The organism is Xanthomonas sp. CFBP 7698 (assembly GCF_003600855.1).
Classification (GTDB): domain Bacteria; phylum Pseudomonadota; class Gammaproteobacteria; order Xanthomonadales; family Xanthomonadaceae; genus Xanthomonas; species Xanthomonas cannabis.
Map to the genome: position 1 here is coordinate 202,990 of NZ_PRDN01000004.1, position 19,116 is coordinate 222,105.

At 64.3% G+C, this 19,116-nt stretch carries 17 protein-coding genes; 5 read left to right on the forward strand and 12 right to left on the reverse strand.

What is annotated here, in order from left to right:
- Positions 1-20: 20 nt before the first annotated feature.
- A complete protein-coding gene (locus tag XnspCFBP7698_RS16730) occupies positions 21-713 on the reverse strand; it encodes a rhomboid family intramembrane serine protease (RefSeq protein WP_039411667.1) in 693 nt (230 codons plus the stop codon).
- Positions 714-930: 217 nt separating this feature from the next.
- Here XnspCFBP7698_RS16730 and XnspCFBP7698_RS16735 point away from each other — a divergent pair, with 217 nt between their 5' ends.
- Positions 931-2,271 (forward strand): outer membrane protein transport protein, encoded by a 1,341-nt coding sequence (locus XnspCFBP7698_RS16735; RefSeq protein WP_104580361.1) that lies wholly within the window; start codon positions 931-933, stop codon positions 2,269-2,271.
- A gap of 195 nt (positions 2,272-2,466) precedes the next feature.
- Positions 2,467-3,168 carry a 2OG-Fe(II) oxygenase gene (locus tag XnspCFBP7698_RS16740; RefSeq protein ID WP_104580405.1) on the forward strand — a complete coding sequence of 234 codons (702 nt, stop codon included), beginning with the start codon at positions 2,467-2,469 and terminating at the stop codon, positions 3,166-3,168.
- A 97-nt stretch (positions 3,169-3,265) separates the two neighbouring features.
- Here XnspCFBP7698_RS16740 and XnspCFBP7698_RS16745 read toward each other — a convergent pair whose 3' ends face one another.
- A complete protein-coding gene (locus tag XnspCFBP7698_RS16745; RefSeq protein WP_104580362.1) occupies positions 3,266-4,360 on the reverse strand; it encodes a PA0069 family radical SAM protein in 1,095 nt (364 codons plus the stop codon).
- A 136-nt stretch (positions 4,361-4,496) separates the two neighbouring features.
- Between XnspCFBP7698_RS16745 and cls the strand changes: the two genes are divergently transcribed.
- The 3 genes from cls to XnspCFBP7698_RS16760 all read left to right on the forward strand — a co-directional run bounded on the left by cls (position 4,497) and on the right by XnspCFBP7698_RS16760 (position 7,076).
- The gene (gene cls, locus XnspCFBP7698_RS16750) at positions 4,497-5,957 is read left to right on the forward strand and encodes a cardiolipin synthase (protein ID WP_104580363.1); all 1,461 of its coding nucleotides are present in this window, start codon (positions 4,497-4,499) and stop codon (positions 5,955-5,957) included.
- 71 nt (positions 5,958-6,028) lie between these two features.
- Positions 6,029-6,298 (forward strand): hypothetical protein, encoded by a 270-nt coding sequence (locus tag XnspCFBP7698_RS16755; RefSeq protein WP_039411678.1) that lies wholly within the window; start codon positions 6,029-6,031, stop codon positions 6,296-6,298.
- A gap of 10 nt (positions 6,299-6,308) precedes the next feature.
- Positions 6,309-7,076 carry a pyridoxine 5'-phosphate synthase gene (locus XnspCFBP7698_RS16760; protein ID WP_104580364.1) on the forward strand — a complete coding sequence of 256 codons (768 nt, stop codon included), beginning with the start codon at positions 6,309-6,311 and terminating at the stop codon, positions 7,074-7,076.
- 169 nt (positions 7,077-7,245) lie between these two features.
- Here XnspCFBP7698_RS16760 and XnspCFBP7698_RS16765 read toward each other — a convergent pair whose 3' ends face one another.
- The 10 genes from XnspCFBP7698_RS16765 to dnaN all read right to left on the reverse strand — a co-directional run bounded on the left by XnspCFBP7698_RS16765 (position 7,246) and on the right by dnaN (position 18,936).
- Positions 7,246-7,659, reverse strand: a complete 414-nt coding sequence (locus tag XnspCFBP7698_RS16765) for a biopolymer transporter ExbD (RefSeq protein ID WP_039411682.1) — start codon at positions 7,657-7,659, stop codon at positions 7,246-7,248.
- Between the two features lie 3 nt (positions 7,660-7,662).
- Positions 7,663-8,085 carry a biopolymer transporter ExbD gene (locus XnspCFBP7698_RS16770; protein ID WP_005912447.1) on the reverse strand — a complete coding sequence of 141 codons (423 nt, stop codon included), beginning with the start codon at positions 8,083-8,085 and terminating at the stop codon, positions 7,663-7,665.
- Positions 8,086-8,131: 46 nt separating this feature from the next.
- Entirely contained in the window at positions 8,132-8,893 is a 762-nt protein-coding gene (exbB, locus tag XnspCFBP7698_RS16775; protein ID WP_005912445.1) for a TonB-system energizer ExbB, read from the reverse strand.
- 85 nt (positions 8,894-8,978) lie between these two features.
- Entirely contained in the window at positions 8,979-9,536 is a 558-nt protein-coding gene (locus XnspCFBP7698_RS16780) for an energy transducer TonB (RefSeq protein WP_016901836.1), read from the reverse strand.
- A 267-nt stretch (positions 9,537-9,803) separates the two neighbouring features.
- Positions 9,804-11,000, reverse strand: a complete 1,197-nt coding sequence (locus XnspCFBP7698_RS16785) for a tetratricopeptide repeat protein (RefSeq protein ID WP_104581516.1) — start codon at positions 10,998-11,000, stop codon at positions 9,804-9,806.
- A gap of 275 nt (positions 11,001-11,275) precedes the next feature.
- Positions 11,276-12,082 carry a M48 family metallopeptidase gene (locus XnspCFBP7698_RS16790; RefSeq protein WP_047695583.1) on the reverse strand — a complete coding sequence of 269 codons (807 nt, stop codon included), beginning with the start codon at positions 12,080-12,082 and terminating at the stop codon, positions 11,276-11,278.
- A gap of 192 nt (positions 12,083-12,274) precedes the next feature.
- The gene (locus tag XnspCFBP7698_RS16795) at positions 12,275-13,111 is read right to left on the reverse strand and encodes a CPBP family intramembrane glutamic endopeptidase (RefSeq protein ID WP_104581517.1); all 837 of its coding nucleotides are present in this window, start codon (positions 13,109-13,111) and stop codon (positions 12,275-12,277) included.
- Between the two features lie 64 nt (positions 13,112-13,175).
- Complete coding sequence (gene gyrB / locus XnspCFBP7698_RS16800; protein WP_047695585.1) at positions 13,176-15,620, reverse strand: DNA topoisomerase (ATP-hydrolyzing) subunit B; 2,445 nt, start codon at positions 15,618-15,620, stop codon at positions 13,176-13,178.
- Between the two features lie 114 nt (positions 15,621-15,734).
- Positions 15,735-16,841, reverse strand: a complete 1,107-nt coding sequence (recF, locus tag XnspCFBP7698_RS16805) for a DNA replication/repair protein RecF (protein WP_104581518.1) — start codon at positions 16,839-16,841, stop codon at positions 15,735-15,737.
- Between the two features lie 994 nt (positions 16,842-17,835).
- On the reverse strand, positions 17,836-18,936 hold the full coding sequence (gene dnaN / locus XnspCFBP7698_RS16810; protein ID WP_047695587.1) for a DNA polymerase III subunit beta: 1,101 nt from the start codon (positions 18,934-18,936) through the stop codon (positions 17,836-17,838).
- Between the last annotated feature and the right edge of the window lie 180 nt (positions 18,937-19,116).

Below are 19,116 nucleotides of genomic sequence, written 5' to 3' on the forward strand. Positions count from 1 at the left end.
CGAGGCGCGCGCTGTGTTCCTCAGAACCCGTGGCGCTTGCGCAGGCGGCGCGCAATTGCCGCACGCACGTACAGCCCGTAGACGATGCCGAACACGAAGCCGGCGATGTGTGCCGACCACGCCACCATGCCGAAGGCCGGGCCGATGTAGGCAAACACCACCTGCAGCAGCGCCCACGCACCGATCAACAGCGGTGCCGGCACCCGGATGAATTCCAGGAACACGCCCAGCGGCAGCACCACGCCGAGCTTGGCGCCAGGAAACAGCGCCAGGTAGGTGCCGATCAGCGCCGACACTGCGCCGGAGGCGCCGATGATCACCCGGTCCGGCGTGCCGATCGCAAAGATCGCCGCCAGGTTGGATGCGGCTCCGCCGAGCAGGAACAGCAGCAGCAATCGCCACGGCCCCAGGATGCGCTCGGCCGGCAGCCCGAAGATCAACAGGAACACCAGGTTGCCGAGCAGATGCGACCAGTCCGCATGCAGGAACAGCGCCGTGAACAACCGCAGCACGCTGCCGTCGCGCAGGGTCGCCCACCAGTCGCCCAGGTTGGAGACGCCGCTGGACAATGCGCCCCAGTCCAGCCACAGCGTATTGCGCGCCTCGCCGGGGCGGCTGATCGACCACAGATAGGCCAGCCATACCGCGGCGAACAGCAAAGGCACCGCCCAGCGTGGGGTGGGTTTCTTGCGGGAGGGGAGGGAGACGAACATCGGAGACGCACAATAGCCGGTCCACCGTCCTGAACCCAGCCCTAACCCACCGGCGCGTTCAGCGTGCCGGTCGTTATTGTTCGGTTAATCGTCGTGGGTATACTGCGTACGGCGTCGTATGTCGGGGGGGGTCTCCGGCGCGCTCCAGGCACTGGATTGGTGCTGGGCGCGGGCGCTGAACCGACCATTGCAGTCCTTACCCGGAGAGCTACAACTTATGTCTACCGCTTCCACTCTTAGCCGCGCCACCCTGCTGGCCGTTGGGATTGCCGGTGTGCTGGCCGTTGGCCAGGCGCACGGCGCCGCATTTCAGCTGAAGGAAAACAGCGCCAAGGGCCTGGGCCGCGCGTTTGCAGGCTCGGGCAGCGCCCCGGACGATGCCTCGATCATCGTCAATAACCCGGCCGGCATGCGCCAGCTCGACGGCCGCCTGTTCCAGGCCGACGTCAGCGCCATCCAGTTCTCGGCCAAGTTCCAGCCCGACACCGCGACCTACGCCAATGGCGCCCCGGTGTCCGGCGGCAACGGCGGCGATGCCGGCATGATCGCGCCGGTCCCGGCGATGTACTTCCACGTGCCGTTCGGCGAGAACGACAACATGCACCTGGGCACTTCGCTTACCGTGCCGTTCGGCTTCAAGACCGACTACGACCGTGACTGGGTCGGCCGCTACCACGGCACCAAGACCGAGCTGCAGGCAATCGACTTCAACGTGGCGTTCTCCTACGACGTGAACCCGTACGTGTCCTTCGGTGCGTCGGTATTCGCCGAGCGCCTAGATATCGAGCTGGGCAACGCAGTGGATGCCGGCTCGATCCTGGCGCGTTCGCGCGTTCCGGGCTTTGCACCGGGCAACGCCGACGGCTCGCTGAAGATGAAGGGCCACAGCACCGAAGTGGGCTTCACCCTCGGTGGCCTGTTCAGCATCGACGAGAACACCCACCTCGGTTTCAGCTACCGCTCGCAGGTAGAGCACAAGATCACCGGCGCGGATGTCGACTTCACCATCCCGCCGAATGCGTCGGCCGTGTTCGCACGTGCCGCCCCAGGCACCTTCATCGACACCAGTGGCCGCGCCACCGTCAAGCTGCCGGCCAGCGCCACCGCCAGCTTTACGCACAACGTGAATGAGCAGTGGTCGATCATGGCCGACGTCACCCGCACCGCCTGGAGCAAGTTCGACCAGGTAACGCTGGACTTCGCCTCCAACCAGCCCAACACCGTGCTGGACTTCTCGTACCGCGACACCACCTTCGCCTCGATCGGTGCCGATTACCGCATGAGCGAGACGCTGACCCTGCGTGGCGGCGTAGCGTTCGACCAGACCCCGACCACTGCCGAACACCGCGACGTGCGCGTGCCCGACAACAGCCGCAAGTGGCTGTCGGTGGGTCTGAGCTGGCGTCCGTCGCAGCAGGCCGAGTACAACTTCGGCTACACCCACCTGTTCGTCAGCGACCCGACCAGCGACACGGTCAGCGCCACCGGCGACCGTCTGGCCGGTACCTATGATGTGCAGGGCAACATCCTGGCTGCATCGGTCAACTACAAGTTCTGATCGTCGCAACCCGCGTTGGATGCTGAAAAACCCCGCTTCGGCGGGGTTTTTTTTTGTCGCGATGCGCGCGCATACGCGGCGTCAGGCCGTGCGCCGGTGTCACTCGTCCACGAATGCAAAGCGACACACGTAGCGGCAGCGCATGGGGGACAGGCGAGCTGTGCAGGGGTGCTGCAGATTGCTATGGTCGTGCGCATGAGCCAACCCGACTTCATCCAGGTCACCGACAACGCCGTCTCGCGCGCCGATTGCGCGGCCATCGTGCACCGCATGCGCGACAGCCAGCAGCTGCATCCCGGGCGCATCGGTGGTGGCGTGTTTCCAGACCTCAAGCACAGCCGCGACCTGCGCATCAGCGGCATCGCCGAATGGGCAGACGTCGAAGCGCGCCTTCAACAGGCGGTCTTCGACGGGGTGCTGAGCTATCTGCGGCACTATCCACAGGCCTTGATCTCGCCGTTGATGCTGCAGGTCACCACTGCCGACGGCACCCCGCATCGATTGGCGGCTGAAGACATCGCGCAAATGAGCGACCAGGCGCTGGGCGACCTGGCACGCACCTGCCTGCGTCCGGGCGCGATCAATCTGCAGTGGTATGCCGCCGATCAGGGCGGCTACCCGTACTGGCATTGCGAGCTGTATCCACGCGATGCCAGTGCCGACACATTGCACCGGCACCTGCTGTGGACGCTGTACCTCAACGACGAATTCGAGCAGGGCGAAACCGAATTCCTGTTCCAGCAACGCAAGGCGCGCCCGCGCACCGGCAGCCTGTTGATCGCTCCCACCGCCTTTACCCACACCCACCGCGGCAACCGCCCGGTCGGCGGCGACAAGTTCATCGCCACCAGCTGGATCCTGTTCCAGTCGGCAGGGGCCTTGTACGGCGGGGAATAGGGAATCGGGAGTAGGGAATCGCAACGGCAATAGCAATTCGCAGCAGCGCGGCTCTTGCTGTTCCGATTCTCGATTCCCCAATCCCGATTCCCCGCCCCTAGAACAGACTGCCTTGCGGCGATTGCGGTACCGGCTTGGCCGGTGGAGCGGGGCGGCGGAAGGCGCTGCAGTCCAGCGCCGGCATCTCACGCGTGTCGAAGCCGGCGCGGCGGTGGGCCAGCGCAAAACGGCGCGCCAGCAGGTCCGCATACACGCCCTGCCCACGCAGGCGGGTACCGAAGCTGCTGTCGTAGTCCTTGCCGCCGCGTAGCTGCTGGATGGTGCTCATCACGTGCGCCGCGCGCTGCGGGTGATGGGTCTGCAGCCAGTCGCGAAACAACGGCGCCACTTCGTGTGGCAGCCGCAGCAGCACGTAGCCGGCACTGCTGGCGCCGGCCTCGGCGGCGGCCTGCAGAATCGCTTCCAGCTCATGGTCGTTGATCCACGGGATCACTGGTGCCGCCATCACCCCCACCGGCACGCCCGCCTCGTGCAGGGTGCGCATCGCACGCAGACGTGCATGCGGCGCGGACGCACGCGGTTCGAGCTTGGCCGACAGATGCGGGTCCAGCGTGGTCACCGAGAAATGCACGTTGACCAGGTTCTCGCGCGCCAGCGGGGCCAGCAGGTCCAGGTCGCGGGTGACCAATGCGTTCTTGGTGATCAGCGTGAACGGATGCCGCGTCTCCCACAGCACCTCGATCAACCGGCGCGTCAACGCGCGTTTGCGTTCGATCGGCTGGTAGGCATCGGTGTTGATGCCCAGCGCGATCGGGCTGGGCACATAACTCGGTCGCGACAACTCGCGCCGCAGCAGATCCGGCGCATTGGTCTTGGCGAACAGCCGGGTCTCGAAGTCCAGCCCGGGCGACAGATTGAGGTACGCGTGCGAGGGCCGCGCAAAGCAGTAACTGCAGCCGTGCTCGCACCCCCGATACGGATTGACCGATTGCGAGAAGCCGATGTCCGGCGACTGGTTGCGGCTGATGATGCTGCGCGCGGTTTCCTCGGTGACCTGCGTGCGCAACACACCGGCAGAGAACTCTTCGCTGTCGTCCACGTGCCAGCCGTCGTCCACGGCCTGCGGTGTGGTGACCTCGAACCGTCCGGGCAGGTGGCCGGTCGCACCGCGGCCCTTGATTGCGCTTGCCATCGCGCCATCGTAGGGCGGTCGCGTCTCATCCGCCGCGACCGGGCGTTCAACACGATGAAGCTTTCAGACCGCTGCCAGTGCGGTGCGTTGGCGCCGCGGTCAGCGCAGCGCCGCGTACGCCCCGTAGAATCCGCACATGCTCGCACTGGTCCAGGGCGCGTGGGATTGGCTGGCCACCATTCCCCACCTCGAAGCGCTCCTCCTCGCCGCCTACGTGCTCTACCTGCTGTGGATCGCCGGCTGGATCGTGCTGCAAAAGCGTGAGCCGGTGGCGACGCTGAGCTGGGTATTGTCGCTGGCTGCGCTGCCCTACCTGGGGCTGCTGATCTATTACTGGCTCGGCCCGCAGAAGGTGAAGCGGCAACGCCTGCGCCGCGGCCGCTCGCGCTCGGGCATGGAAAGCTACAGCAGCGTCTGCCCGCCGGATGCCGACTGCACCGAGCTGGCCAAGATCGCCCAGTCCACCACCGGGCTTGCGCCAAGCAGCGCCACCGAAGTGCACTGGCTGGTGGATGGCGCGGCAACCTATGCCGCCATCATCGAGGCGATCCGCAGCGCACGCGACCATATCCACCTGGAGTACTACATCTTCCAGCCCGACCACAGCGGCACCGCGATCTGCGCTGCGCTGATGGAGCGTGCACGCGCCGGGGTCAAGGTCCGCCTGCTGCTGGATGCGATCGGCTCGTCGGCCATGACCCGCCGGGCGTTGCGCACCCTGCGCGAGGCCGGCGTGGAAACCGCCTGGTTCCATCCCTCGCAATTTCTCAAGCCGTTCAAACGGCCGTGGCTGAATCTGCGCACCCATCGCAAGGTGATCGTCATCGATGGCCGGGTCGGTTTCACCGGCGGCATCAATGTCACCGACGAAGAGAACGAGCAGGTGCGTGGCGATGCCTATCGCGACCTGCATGTGCGGCTGCAGGGCCACGTGGTGCGCAGCCTGCAACTGGTATTCCTGGAAGACTGGCTCTATGCCACCCGGCAGGGGCGCGCCGCCTTCCAGGGCCAGCAGTTGTGGCCGGAGGACATGCCCACGCGCGCCCAGGGCACGGTCGATGCGCAGGTGCTGGTGTCCGGCCCGGATTCCTCCTGGGAATCCATCCACCGGCTGATGGTCGCCGCCATCCACGAGGCCAGGCATCGGGTCTGGCTGGTGACGCCGTACTTCGTTCCGGGCGAAGCCGCGCGCATGGCGCTGACCTCGGCTGCGCTGGGCGGTCTGGATGTGCGCCTGCTGGTGCCGCGGGTCAGCGACTCGCGCCTGGTGACCTATGCGGCGCGCTCGTATTTCGATGAGCTGCTGGAAGCCGGCGTGCGCATCTACGAGTACGGCCCGCGCATGCTGCACACCAAGGCACTGCTGGCCGACGACGATGTCAGCATCGTCGGCAGCGCCAATTTCGACAGCCGCAGCTTCCGCCTCAACTTCGAACTGTCGATGCTGTTCCGCGACCAGGCAGTGGCCGCCGAGCTGGCCGGCCTGATCGGCACCGACCTGCAACACGCCCAGGAGGTGCGCTTTGCGCGCCATCGCCCGCTGCTGCGTTCGCGCCTGCCCGAAGCCTTTGCGCGGCTGCTGTCGCCACTGCTCTGAAACGCCCCCGGCTCACGTGGAACCGAACCGGGCGCAGCGCTACACTGCCGCCACTCATCGGGGAGCTCGTCATGCACTGGCTGTTTCTGCTTATGGCACTAGGTGCGCTGGTGCTGGCGTTCAGCACGCCGCACGTGTGGTTGCTGGTGGTGTCGCTGTTGGTGGCACTGGTGCTGTTGCTGTTGTGGACGCGTGGCTGGTTCGCCTCGCGCATGGACGACACCCAGCGCGACACCAGCAGCATGATCGACCCGGCCGAACTGCGCCGGCTGCGCGAGGTGGCCGAGGCCCGCAAGGCCGCGGCACTGGCCGCCGCCCGCGATGGCGAGCCGCAGGCCTGAGCGCACGACCGTGACCACCCAACTCAGCGTCAACGTCAACAAGATCGCGGTGCTGCGCAATTCGCGCGGCGGCACCGACCCGGACGTGGTGGAGGCCGCCCGCACCTCCCTGGGAGCCGGCGCACACGGCATTACCGTGCATCCACGCCCGGATCAACGCCACATCCGCTCCGACGATGTCCTGGCGTTGAGCGCACTCACGCGCGAGCACGGCGTGGAATTCAATATCGAAGGCAACCCGTTCGCCCCTCCGCGCACCGGCTATCCGGGGCTGCTGGAGCTGTGCCGTGCCACGCGTCCGCAACAGGTCACGCTGGTGCCCGATGGCGACGGGCAGCTGACCTCCGACCATGGCTTCGATTTCGCGCAGGACACCACCCAACTTGCCGCGTTGATCGCCGCGTTCAGGGATCTCGGTAGCCGCGTCAGCCTGTTCGTCGACGCGGGCAACCCGGACATCGCACGCGCCGCCATGCTCGGTGCAGACCGCATCGAGTTGTATACCGGCCCATACGCGTACGCGCATGCGGCCGGGCAGGCGGATGCAGCACTCGCACTGTTCGCCGGTGCCGCGCAGCGCGCCAGCGCCGCCGGGCTGGGCATCAATGCCGGGCATGACTTGTCGCAAGCCAACCTTGGCGATTTTCTCGGCGCTGTCCCGGGCGTGCTGGAAGTGTCCATCGGCCACGCCCTGATCAGCGAAGCGCTGTATCAAGGATTGGATGCGACCGTGCGCGCCTACGTCGGGCTACTGGATACCGCCCGCGCTAGCGCCTGAGTTGGGCGGGTGATGCCGGCGTTCGATCATCGCCCGGATCGATCAGTGAGCAATCTGCCGGATTGGCGGCAAGCACGTCGAGTCACGCAGCAGGCATAAAAAAACGCCACCGTTTCCGGTGGCGTTGCAGTCGCGTCATGACTGTTGTGTTGCGGTCTTGCAGATGCGTTTACTGCTGCATGAAGCCGATTTTCTTCATCTGCGAGTTCTTCGCAGCGGCCAGCACCTTCGCCATCACCTCGTACTCCGCATCCTGATTTGCATCGATGCGCAGTTCGGGCTGATTGGTCGGATCGGCCTGCACCACTTCTTCCATCTTCTGCTGCAGCTGATCCACCGGCGTCGGGCTGTTGTTCCAGAACACCTGGTTGCTGGCGTCGATACGCAGCTCGATCGGCGGCGGCGGTTCGGTCGTCTGCGGTGGCGGGTTGAGCACCCGCTGCGGCAGATCCACGGCGATCGGATACGTCATGATCGGCGCGGTCACGATGAAGATGATCAGCAGCACCAGCATCACGTCCACCAGGGGCGTGACGTTGATGTCGGCCATCGGCCCGCGGCTTCCACCAGTACTAAATGCCATGGCTTACTGCCCCTTCACTTTGGTTGCAACGAAACCGACGTCCAGCATGCCCTGACCCTGCGCGATCTTGGTGATCTCGTTGATCGTACGCATCTTGGTGGTGCGGTCGCCGCGCAGGTTGAGCGGCGGTTGCGGGGTCTGCTGTGCGGCGGTGGACAGGCGCGACTCCAGGGCTTCCTTGGAGATCGGCTCGTCGTTCCAGTACAGCGACCCGTCTTCCTTGACGGCCAGGGTGATCGGCGCGGCGCGTTTCTCCGCATCTTCCTTCTGGATCAAGTTGGCCTCTGGCAGCTCCACCTTGACCTTGTGGGACATCAGCGGTGCCGTAATGATGAAGATGATCAGCAGCACCAACATCACGTCCACGAGGGGCGTCACATTGATGTCGGCCATCGGGCCGCCGCTGTTTCCACTACTGAAGGCCATAACGGGCTCCGTCTAAATCGTTGCGAAGGCGTTCTTTACAACCGGATTAGCGAACGCGCGAACCGGTGGCGAAGAAGTCGTGCAGGTCGTGGGCAAAGGTGTCGAACTTGGCGATCACCGAGCTGTTGACCTTGGAGAAGAAGTTGAACGCGAACACGGCCGGGATGGCGACGAACAGACCGATCGCGGTCATGATCAGCGCTTCACCCACCGGGCCGGCAACGGCGTCGATGGAGGCCGAACCGGTTGCACCGATCTTGATCAGCGCGCCGTAGATGCCCCACACGGTGCCGAGCAGACCGACGAACGGCGCGGTCGCACCGACGGTGGCCAGCAGGGTCATGCCCGACTGCAGCTTGGTGCTTTCGCGGGTCACGGCCTGACGCAGGGCGCGGTCGACGAACTCCGACCGGCTCAGGCTCTCGCCCAGGCCACCGGTGCTGCCTTCGGCGCGCTGGTGGTGAGCAGCAGCCTGGGCTGCGTCCAGTGCGATCTTCGAGAACGGCTCGGAAGCCGGCTGTTCTTCCATCGCGCGGATGGCGTCCTGTGCATTCGGGGCATCCCAGAACGCGGTGGTGACGCGGTCAGCCGCGCTCTTCAGGCGGGTGGCGCGGAAGATGTTGATGACAGTCCAGTACCAGGAAGCGGCGGACATGGCGATCAGGGTGATCAACACGACCCACGACACGGCGAAGTCGCCGGGGCTGGAGGTCATTTCGGTGATCAAGTGCTCGAAGCCCATCTGCGACAGAGCGGCCGACGGATTGGAGCCCCCTGCAGCGGCGGCGATAAAGAATTCCTGCAGCATGACGCTTACCTTTGTTGTGTGTGGTGATGAAGGGTGGAGCGAAAGGAAGACAGGATCCTGGGCCGGCCGTGACCGGCCCGTGGGATCAGTTCAGAGCAAAGTTGACCGGGACGCGGACACGTCCGGCGGCTTTCTGCCCGTTGACAGTGGAGGCGTTGAACTTCCACTTGCGTGCTGCGTCCATCGCGGCACGGTCAAGGTCGCGGTTGCGGCTGGACTTTTCGACCGACACGTTGGTCACGTTGCCGCTGGCATCCACATCCACGATCAGGATGACCTCACCTTGGACGCCGGCACGGAATGCAGCCGGTGGGTACTTCGGCGGGTTCATGTTCTTGGACGAGATATCGACACTGGCGCCGATGTCACTCGGCGGTTGCGGCGGAGCCGGCGGGCTCGGCGGCGTGACGATATCGCTCGGACGCGGTTCGGGAACGTCGACCACCGGAGCTTCCGGCGGCGGCGGAACCGGTGACGGCTTCGGCGGCGACAGATTCTTGACCGGCGGTGGCGGCTTGTCTTCCGGCGGCGGCGGCGGCGGCGGCGGCGGGGGAGGAGGCGGTGCATCCACCAGGGTGACCATGGTGGTGCGCTCCTTCTCTGCCGGAGCCTTCGGCGCCACTGCAGGGATCAGCAACATCATCAGTGCAGTGAGGTGCAGGGCAATTACAAAAGCAATACCGATAATGCGGGCCCAGCTCAGACCCTGGTTCCCGGCATCATAGTCATGCCTGTGGATAACGAGTTGTTCCGTCATGCGCCAATGGCTCTTTCAGTGGGGGCCCGGATCACTGTGATGATCCCCAGGTTTTCGGACGGCTTTGACACCGCAGGAACTCCCAAGCTTATACCAATCCCGAGTCCTGTAACCACTAAAAACACAGGGATTTCGGGGGTTTATTTTCTTTTTTTACTTCAGGTTGATGATCTTCTTCGCGTCTTCTGGTTTTTTAACGCCCTTGGCGATCGCCTGCTGTGCGGCCTGCTTGGCCTCCGGGATGCGACCTTCCGAATGCAGCACCTTGGCCAGATTCAGATAGGTCTCGCCATCCTTGGAAAGCGGTGCGGCCTTCTGCCAGTTCTCGATCGCCTTCGGCACGTCCTCGCTGTAGTAATAGGACTGGGCCAGCGCAAGGTATGTCTGATAATCAGGCTTGAGGATGCCTTTTTGCATACCTTCATTGATCACCGCGATGACGTCTTTTTCCTTGTTCTCGGTGTTGGCGTAGATCGAATACAACTGCTTGTATTCCTTCTCTTCGGTCAACTGCCCGGAAGCGCGCAGCTTGTCCATCACGCCTGCGGCCTTGTCCATCTGGTCGGCCTGCATGTACATGCTGGCCAGATTGAGCTGGGCTTTCTTGTCGTTGGGCGTCTTGGCGGCAAGCGCCTCGGCGGCGGCGACGGCTTCGCCGGTCTGGCCGGCCTCGGCGTAGGACGCCATCAGCAGCTGGTTCCAGGTGTCCTTCGGCTCGGGCGAGGCGGCGATGGCCTGCTTGAGCACCGGAATCGCTTCCTTGTAGCGCTCTGCCTGGTACAGCGCCTGGCCCTTGAGGATCAGGTCTTCCGGACGCTGCGACTTGCTCTCGTCCAGATACTTGTCCAGCGTCGCCAGGCCTTCGGCCTGCTGGTCGTCCTGCATCTGCAGCTGCGCCAGCATCAGCATCGACTGGAACTGGCCGTTGTTGTCCAGCGCGTTCAGGCCGATTGCCTGCTGCAGGTAGGTCTTGGCGGCAGCGGTGTCGTCCAGGTTGTAGGCAGCCTGCGCGGCGAGCTGCGCAGCCAGCGCCTTGTCGGCCTCGTTGGCGGCGCTGTTGGCCAGGATCTCGTCGGCCTGGCTGCGCACGCCCGGATAGTCTTCGCCCTTGTTGAAGGTTTCGATCAGCTTCTGCAGCTTGCTGCTCAACTTGGACGAAGGCTTGATGGTCGGTGCCTGACGGGTCGACTGGGGGTACAGCTCTTCGGCCTTGCCGTTGCCCTTGGACTTACGCGCGGCACGCTCGGACGAGCGGTCCGACTGCGCGACCGCATCGGTGACGACAGCCCCGCCCAGGGACGCTGCGATGAACAGGGACAACAAGGCTTGCTTGCGGTTGAGCAGTTTCATGTTTCACCTCGGACGAGCCGCCGTTGGGCGGTGCGAAAAGCGGAATGGACGCTGTACGAAAAATCTGAGCCGGCAAACTTAGCAGAAAGTCTCAGTTCCCGAAAACGGTTTCCATGTTGTGGTGCGGCAAGGGAAGTTACGAAAAAAGGTCTTAGCATGGCTAACAGCAAGCGACCGCTCGCTGCGCCCGCGGCCGCAGTGTAGTGGGCGGCGCGTTGATGCCAGGTCAGTGCCGGCACGAGTCAACAAGGGCACAGCAGTTGCCGTTAGTTGCTCTAGCCACAGCGCGGCACGCGTCCGTTCTGCTTGGCCTGCTGATACACCGGTTCGAGCTGGTTGACGTCGGCCTGGAGCTCGCGGATGCGGTTGGTTGGGTCCGGATGGGTCGAGAGCCATTGCGGTTGACGACTGCCGCTGGCGGCCATCATGTTCTGCCACAAGGTCACTGCCTGTGCCGGGTCGAAGCCGGCCTGGGCCATCAGGCGTTGCCCGACCACATCGGCCTCACTTTCCTGGGTGCGCGAGCCAGGCAGCAGGAACACTGTCTGGGCGGTCATACCGCCAACCTGATTGACCGCGCTGGCCGCACCGTCGCCATAGGCGGCCCCGGCGAGCGCGCCGATGATGCCCAGGCCGGTCTGGGCGCCCAGCTGGCGGGTGATGCGTTCTTCGTGGTGGCGCGAAATCACGTGCCCGATCTCGTGTCCAAGCACGGCCGCGAGCTGGTCCTGGGTCTTGGCGACAGTGAAGATGCCGGTGTTTACGCCGACCTTTCCGCCGGGCAGGGCGAAGGCGTTGGGCTCGTCATCGACGAACAGTGCGGTTTCCCAGCGGGTTTCGCGCCACTGCGGCGGCAACTGCGCCACCAGCGCATTGACCACGCATTGCACGTAGGCGTTCTGCTTGCCGTCGGTGCTGACTTTTTCCTTTGCCTTGGTCTGCGCGAACGACTGCGCGCCAAGCTGGTCGAGCTGCTGTTGCGATACGCCCCCCACCACCTGTCGGCGGCCAGTCGGCGAAGTTGTGGTGGCACACGCCGTCAGTGCAAGGACGGCAACAACGATCAACAGCCTGGCTTTCATTCGATCCCCCTAGAACCCTGGGGACATTTTGGCAGGCTCGTCTTAACTTTTCGTCAAGCGGCCCGGAACGACCAGGAAAACGCAGCGAATCGTGCTTGGCTCGGCTTCGCTGGCACATGCGGAGGGCAGGGGTATGCGCAAACCGCTATGGGGTCTACCCGCATGGCAGGGACCTGGCCGTGCCCGTCCGTACTACCCGATGCCGAAAAAATACAACGCGGCCAGCGCGGTGGCATTGTTGATGCCGTGTGCGGCGATGGGCGCCCACAGCGTACCGGTGCGCCAATACAGCCAGGCAAAGGCGGCACCCATGCTGCCGTAGACCAGCCAGAGTTGGGCGATGGCCGCCGGGCCGTTTCCGCTGATGCCGGGCACTTCGTGCACCAGGGCGAACAGTGCGCCGCTGAGTACGATCCCCAACCAGGGGCGGCCAGCGGCCAGCAGGCGGCCGAACAAGACGCGACGGAACAGCAGTTCCTCGTAGGCCGGAGCGATCGCCACCGCAAACAGCGCCAGGGCCAGCGGCCACTGCTTGATGGCTTCTTCCATCAGCGGCAGATTGGTCGGCACCGGTTTGATGCCCAGTGCCGAGGCAGCGACGCTGACCAGATTGCTGAGCAGGAACACGCTTGCAGCGATCAACGCCGTCCAGCCCCAGGTGGACGAACGGCGCACGGCGGCGCGCGAGGCGGCCTGTTCACCGGCGGTGGCACGGCGGCGCCAGAAATACAGCAGGACAGCGGGCGTCGCGGTGCTGACCAATGCAGTGAGCAACTGCACCACCACTCCCGGCTGACCGACTGCCGCCATCACCTCGGCAGAGGAGGGCGTCAGGCCCTGCGCCTTGGCCGCCTGCACGTAGCCGATACCACGGATGGCGCCCCAGACCGCAAAACCTGCCACGCTCAGAGTCAGCAACAGGCCAACGGCGATCAACACATCGATCCCGAAGCCGGTCAGCACGGACGGCAAGGGTGGACGGCCGGCAGCATGGCGCGCTGCCGGAGGAGGGGGGAGGGCTGTGCTCATCATCGTCCTGCGATTACCGGGTCGCCGGCACAGCGCCGTGACGCTGTGCCGGTACGCAGGCGGCTCAGATATCCAGGTTGGACACCTTCAGCGCGTTGTCTTCGATGAAGTCGCGGCGCGGCTCCACCACATCGCCCATCAGGGTGCTGAAGATCTGGTCGGCGGCCACTGCGTCCTCGATGCGCACCTGCAACAGACGGCGCGTATCGGGATTGACCGTGGTTTCCCATAGCTGTTCGGCGTTCATTTCGCCCAGGCCCTTGAAGCGCTGCACCTGGCGGCCCTTCTTTGCTTCGTCCAGCAGCCAGGCATGTGCCTGCGCGAAGCTGCTGATCGGGTGGCTCTTGTTGCCGCGCACGATCTGGGCGCCTTCGCGCACCAGGTCGTGCAGGGCCAGCGAGACTTCACGCAATGGACGCAGTTCGCCGCTTTCGAACGCGCCCATCGGCAGCACCTGGGTGAATTCCTCACCCATGTGGCGACGGACGGCCACCAGCGTTGCCGGGGCGTTCTCGGTTGCCGGATCGAAACGCAACTGGTAACGGGCAGTGCCCAGCGTGCCGCGGTTGAGCACGGCCTGCAGCGCATCCAGGGTGGGATGCTGGTCGCCTTCGGCCTGCAGCTTCTCCACATCCAGTGGCGGCAGATCGATCAGGGCGGTAAGCAGCGCCGGGTCGTAGCGGTGCGCGTTACGGGCAATCGCTTCATGGGCGCTGGTGAACAGCATCAGCAGTTTTTCCAGCGCCTCGCCGGTAATCGGCGGCTCGTCGGTCGCCGGAATCAGCGCCGCGCCTTCGACCGCATTGCTGGCCAGGTAGGCATTGAGCGCCGCGTCGTCCTTCAGGTACAGCTCGCTCTTGCCCTGCTTGAGCTTGTACAGCGGCGGCAGGCCGATGTAGATGTAGCCGCGCTCGATCAGCTCCGGCATCTGCCGGTAGAAGAACGTCAGCAGCAGGGTTCGGATGTGCGAGCCGTCCACGTCGGCGTCGGTCATCAGGATGATGCGGTGGTAGCGCAGCTTGTCCGGGTTGTACTCGTCGCGGCCGATGCCGGTGCCCAGTGCGGTGATCAGCGTGCCGACCTGGTCGGACGCCAGCATGCGGTCGAAACGCGCGCGTTCAACGTTGAGGATCTTGCCGCGCAATGGCAGCACCGCCTGGTTCTTGCGGTTACGGCCCTGCTTGGCCGAACCACCGGCCGAGTCACCCTCGACGATGAACAGCTCCGACAGCGCCGGGTCCTTTTCCTGGCAGTCGGCCAGCTTGCCGGGCAGGCCGGCGATGTCCAGCGCGCCCTTGCGGCGGGTCAGGTCGCGCGCCTTGCGGGCGGCCTCGCGCGCGCGCGCGGCATCGACGATCTTGCCGGTGATGGCCTTGGCTTCGTTCGGGTTCTCCTGCAGGAACTCCTGCAGCCGTGCTCCGAAGGCGTTTTCCACCGCCGGGCGCACGTCCGAGCTGACCAGCTTCTCCTTGGTTTGCGAGGAAAAGCTGGGGTCGGGCACCTTGACCGACAGCACCGCGATCATGCCTTCGCGCATATCGTCGCCGGTCAGCGAGACCTTGGCCTGCTTGGCGATGCCGTTCTGCTCGATGTAGGTGCTGAGCACGCGGGTGAGGGCGCCGCGGAAGCCGGCCAGGTGCGTGCCGCCATCCTTCTGCGGAATGTTGTTGGTGAAGCAGTACATCGTCTCCTGGTAGGCGTCGGTCCATTGCAGGGCCACGTCCACCACGATGCCGTTGTGCTCGCCGGTCACCGAAATCACGTTCGGGTGCAGCGGGGTCTTGAGCTGGGCCAGATGCTCCACGAAGCTGCGAATGCCGCCCTCGTAGTGGAAGTCATCGCGCCGGCCTTCGCCACGTTCGTCGATCAGGGTGATCTTGACGCCGGAGTTGAGGAAGGACAGCTCGCGCAGGCGTCGGGCCAGGATGTCGTAATGGAATTCGACATCGCTGAAGATCTCGACCGCCGGTTTGAAGCGCAGGGTGGTGCCGCGCTTGGTGGAGGCTTCCAGCTGCTTGAGCGGGTACTGCGGCTCGCCCAGCGAATATTCCTGCTGGTAGTGAAAGCCGTCGCGCCAGATGTCCAGCCACAGATGCTCGGACAGCGCATTGACCACCGAGACGCCCACGCCGTGCAGGCCGCCGGACACCTTGTAGCTGTTGTCGTCGAACTTTCCGCCGGCGTGCAGCACGGTCAGGATGACCTCGGCTGCGGAAACGCCCTCTTCCTTGTGAATGTCGACCGGGACGCCGCGCCCGTTGTCGGACACCGAGACCGAGCCATCGACAAGAATCTTCACCACGATGTCGTCGGCATGGCCGGCGAGAGCTTCGTCGACCGAGTTGTCGACCACCTCGAACACCATGTGGTGCAGGCCGGTGCCGTCATGGACGTCGCCGATGTACATGCCGGGCCGCTTGCGGACGGCTTCCAGGCCTCGCAGCACGGTGATCTTGCTGGAGTCGTAGGTGCCGTTGGGTGTCGTCGGGATGTTTTGTTCGTCGGTCATGCGCGTGCCGTTGGCTCCACAACACGGGCGCCAGCGGCACCGAGCCGCTTCGCACCGTGGAAAAAGGGGGATAGCGGGGCAAATTATACCAGTCGGCCCGCGTCGCCCGTGGTCTTAGCCTGACGCCGGCTGGCGGGAGACGGCTCCGTGTTCCACGTGGAACAACGTGAGCAGGTCGCCTGCGCTGGCGAGGCCAGGCGGTACTTCTGTGGCGGTGATCATCACCTGCGCCGGCGCGGCCGCCAGGCGCTGCAGCACGCTCGCCTGGTGGCGCCGATCGAGCTCCGAGCCCAGGTCATCCAATGCAATGACCGGCCACTCGCCACGTTCATGAGCAAAATCTTCTGCCTGGGCCAGCAGGCACGCCAAGGCGGTCAATTTTGCCTGGCCGCGCGACAAGGTGTCCTTGCCGGGCAGCGCCTGGAAGCTGGGGGCCCAGTCGGCGCGGTGCGGACCTTGCGAGGTGTAGCCATTCTGGCGGTCCCGCTCGCGTGCCAACAACAATGCGTCTGCGAGGGAGACCTCGTGACGTCGCCATCCCGGTGCAAAAGTCAGGGCAGACAGGCCCAGCGACGGGGCGATTGCGGCAGCCACCGGAATCAGGCGGTCTTGCAGGCGTTCGAGGTAGCGCAGGCGTCTGGACGTGAGCGTTTCACCCGACTCGGCGAGTTCATGATCCCAAGCGTCCAGCAGTCGTGGCTGCGCGCCCTGTTTCAGCAACGCGTTGCGTTGCTTCAACGCCCGGGCGTAGCGACGCCACAGCGCCAGGAAGTCTGGTTCCACGTGGAACAAACCCCAATCGAGGAAGCGACGGCGCGGTTCGCCACCGCCGCTGATCAGCACGTGGCTCCCCGGCTCGAAGGTGACGACCGCCAGCGCTGCACACAACGAACCCAGTTGGGCGACATCCTCGCCGTCGAGCCGCCCGGTCCACTCCTGCCCGCTATGTCGCAGACCTGCGCGGCGGGTGCGTTCGGACGCTTCGCCGTTGCGCTCGCGCCACTCCACAAAGACTTCCAGATCGTTGCAGCCCTGGCGGATCAGGCCGTCTCGCACCCGCCCGCGGAAACTGCGCCCATAGGCCATCAGGTGCAGCGCTTCGAGCACGCTGGTCTTGCCGGCGCCGTTGTCACCGGTCAACAGGTTCAGCGCGCTGGCAGGGTGCAGCTCGACTGTCTCGAACCGACGCAGTCGATGGATGGACAACCGCACTACGTGCATCGCTGAGTGTGCTCCGGGCTGTGATCCGGAGCGTCCGGTCGGTGCGCAGGATACGTGATTGACCCGACATCCGCGCGGCGACGGGGGATCGATTGCTGAGGGCTGCCTGGGGATAACTTGGGGACAAAAACAGCAGCAATCGGTCGGTGGCCCCTTGTCCACAGGTTACACATCACCAAAAGCCGGTTAAACCACAGGGTTTCGACCCCAAAAATACGTTTAGAAACAATTAGTTGGCATACTTTTCGGCGAAATCTGGCCCTACCATCACCACAAAGCTCTTAAGTTATTTATAGATTTAAAAGCAGAGCAGGGTGTGCATAACTAAATCGGGGATTTCCTCGCGCTGGAAGAAGGCTCCAACCCTCTCGAGCGATTCGCGGGAATATGAACAGGTTTACGCTCCTTGGATTGTTCATAGCTCCCCCGACAGCGCGACCGGTTCTGCCAAAACACGATTCGAGATGAGTCTGCACGGGCTGGACCAGTCACGCCTTTCTGGCTGGCAGACGCAGCGGGCGGTAATCCCCTCGCTTGAGGACTGCGCCAACGGTGCTGGACAGACGGATTTCTGACCCGGAGTCGCTGGAGCAGCCGGGGGGGCAAGGCTTCCCTTGCTATGCGCATCACTCGGGCTCTCTGTCATCGGCGCATACCCGATACCTGGCACGTGATGCTTGGAGTGAAGGCGCCTGTTGGGAGTAGGCCTGTGACCAGCGGGTTCGGCGGCAAAAGCTGGCACCTCAAGAGCGCGGCTCTGCCCGTAGAAGCTGATGTACTCAACTGACCTGCGCTGTCTGCGTCGACCAGGCGACTGTCGGGAGACGCGCACGCCCAGAGCTACTGCTCCCGGGCATGACCGTGGATTGCCGCTACCCAAGTCCCCGCTCAGATCGGCTTTAGCCATAGCCCCACGGCATTTCGCTTTGTCCGCACTCGGGCAGAAAAAAGCCCGGCTTTCGCCGGGCATTTGTGTTCCACGTGGAACGCTAGGTCAGAGACGCAGCGGCATCACGACGTGACGGGACTTCTCACTGCTGGCTTCGCGCACCAAGGCTGAGGAATTTGCATCACGCAACTGAATGACAACGTGCTCATCGCGCAACGCCGAAAGCGCGTCGAGCAGATAGTTGACGTTGAAGCCGATCGCCAGATCATCCACTTTGGTGTCAGCCTCGATCTCTTCCTGCGCCTCTTCCTGCTCGGGGTTGTGCGCGCTGATCTTCAGCTGCCCCGGCGATACCTCGACGCGGACGCCACGGTATTTCTCATTGGACAGAATTGCCGCACGCTGCAGCGACGCTCGCAGGGCTTCACGGTCGACCTTGACCTCGCGGTCCGCACCGATCGGAATCACTGCCTCGTAGTCAGGGAAACGGCCGTCGATCAATTTCGAGGTGAAAGTGACATCCCCGCGCTTGACGCGGATATGGCTACGGCCAACTTCCAGCTCGACCTCACGGTCTGCTGCTTCCAGCAGGCGCAGCAGCTCGGTCACGCCCTTGCGCGGCACGATGATCTGACGCTTGGCACCGCCGGCCTTTTCCAGCTCGGTTTCGCACAGCGCCAGGCGATGGCCATCGGTGGCCACGCATCGCAACAGCCCTTCGCGCAGGTCGAACAGCAAGCCGTTGAGGTAATACCGCACGTCCTGCTGCGCCATCGCAAACGCCGTGCGCTCGATCAGCTCTTTCAGCGCTGCCTCCGGCACGCCCACGCGCTCGGTAGCTTCGACTTCGTCGACAGACGGGAAATCGTTGGCCGGCAGCGTCGCCAGGGTGAAGCGGCTGCGCCCGGCCTGCACTGTGACCTTGTCGCTAGTCTGCGAGATGGTGACCCGGCTGCCGTCGGGCAGGGCACGCAGGATATCGAACAGCTTGCGCGCCGGGATTGTGGTTTCACCATCCTGCGCATCTTCCACCATCGTGCGCGAGATCATTTCCACTTCCAGGTCCGTGCCGGTCAGCGAGACTTGCCCGTCCTTGACCTGCACCAGCAGGTTGGCAAGAACCGGCAAGGTCTGGCGGCGTTCGACCACGTTGACGACCTGGGCCAACGGCTTGAGGAAAGCTTCGCGCTGCAGTGTAAAACGCATGTGGTTCCGTGCCCCTATGCTTTAAAAAATAATGGATAAATCAAAAGCTTGGTGGTGATGGTAGGGCCGTTTTCAGCGGATAACCACCATAACTCTTTGTTCCCAAAGGAATTTCAGCACCCGAAAGCCGTTGGACTAATGCCCCTGGTCTGGTGGGAAAACCTGTGGATAGTTTTCCGC

Bases quoted from the DNA above. Each gene is read 5' to 3' on its own strand.
- XnspCFBP7698_RS16730 (WP_039411667.1), bottom strand. From the start codon at position 713: ATGTTCGTCTCCCTCCCCTCCCGCAAGAAACCCACCCCACGCTGGGCG.
- XnspCFBP7698_RS16785 (WP_104581516.1), bottom strand. From the start codon at position 11,000: ATGAAACTGCTCAACCGCAAGCAAGCCTTGTTGTCCCTGTTCATCGCA.
- XnspCFBP7698_RS16735 (WP_104580361.1), top strand. From the start codon at position 931: ATGTCTACCGCTTCCACTCTTAGCCGCGCCACCCTGCTGGCCGTTGGG.
- recF (WP_104581518.1), bottom strand. From the start codon at position 16,841: ATGCACGTAGTGCGGTTGTCCATCCATCGACTGCGTCGGTTCGAGACA.
- XnspCFBP7698_RS16745 (WP_104580362.1), bottom strand. From the start codon at position 4,360: ATGGCAAGCGCAATCAAGGGCCGCGGTGCGACCGGCCACCTGCCCGGA.
- XnspCFBP7698_RS16790 (WP_047695583.1), bottom strand. From the start codon at position 12,082: ATGAAAGCCAGGCTGTTGATCGTTGTTGCCGTCCTTGCACTGACGGCG.
- XnspCFBP7698_RS16740 (WP_104580405.1), top strand. From the start codon at position 2,467: ATGAGCCAACCCGACTTCATCCAGGTCACCGACAACGCCGTCTCGCGC.
- XnspCFBP7698_RS16780 (WP_016901836.1), bottom strand. From the start codon at position 9,536: ATGATGTTGCTGATCCCTGCAGTGGCGCCGAAGGCTCCGGCAGAGAAG.
- XnspCFBP7698_RS16765 (WP_039411682.1), bottom strand. From the start codon at position 7,659: ATGGCATTTAGTACTGGTGGAAGCCGCGGGCCGATGGCCGACATCAAC.
- gyrB (WP_047695585.1), bottom strand. From the start codon at position 15,620: ATGACCGACGAACAAAACATCCCGACGACACCCAACGGCACCTACGAC.
- XnspCFBP7698_RS16795 (WP_104581517.1), bottom strand. From the start codon at position 13,111: ATGAGCACAGCCCTCCCCCCTCCTCCGGCAGCGCGCCATGCTGCCGGC.
- XnspCFBP7698_RS16755 (WP_039411678.1), top strand. From the start codon at position 6,029: ATGCACTGGCTGTTTCTGCTTATGGCACTAGGTGCGCTGGTGCTGGCG.
- exbB (WP_005912445.1), bottom strand. From the start codon at position 8,893: ATGCTGCAGGAATTCTTTATCGCCGCCGCTGCAGGGGGCTCCAATCCG.
- dnaN (WP_047695587.1), bottom strand. From the start codon at position 18,936: ATGCGTTTTACACTGCAGCGCGAAGCTTTCCTCAAGCCGTTGGCCCAG.
- XnspCFBP7698_RS16770 (WP_005912447.1), bottom strand. From the start codon at position 8,085: ATGGCCTTCAGTAGTGGAAACAGCGGCGGCCCGATGGCCGACATCAAT.
- cls (WP_104580363.1), top strand. From the start codon at position 4,497: ATGCTCGCACTGGTCCAGGGCGCGTGGGATTGGCTGGCCACCATTCCC.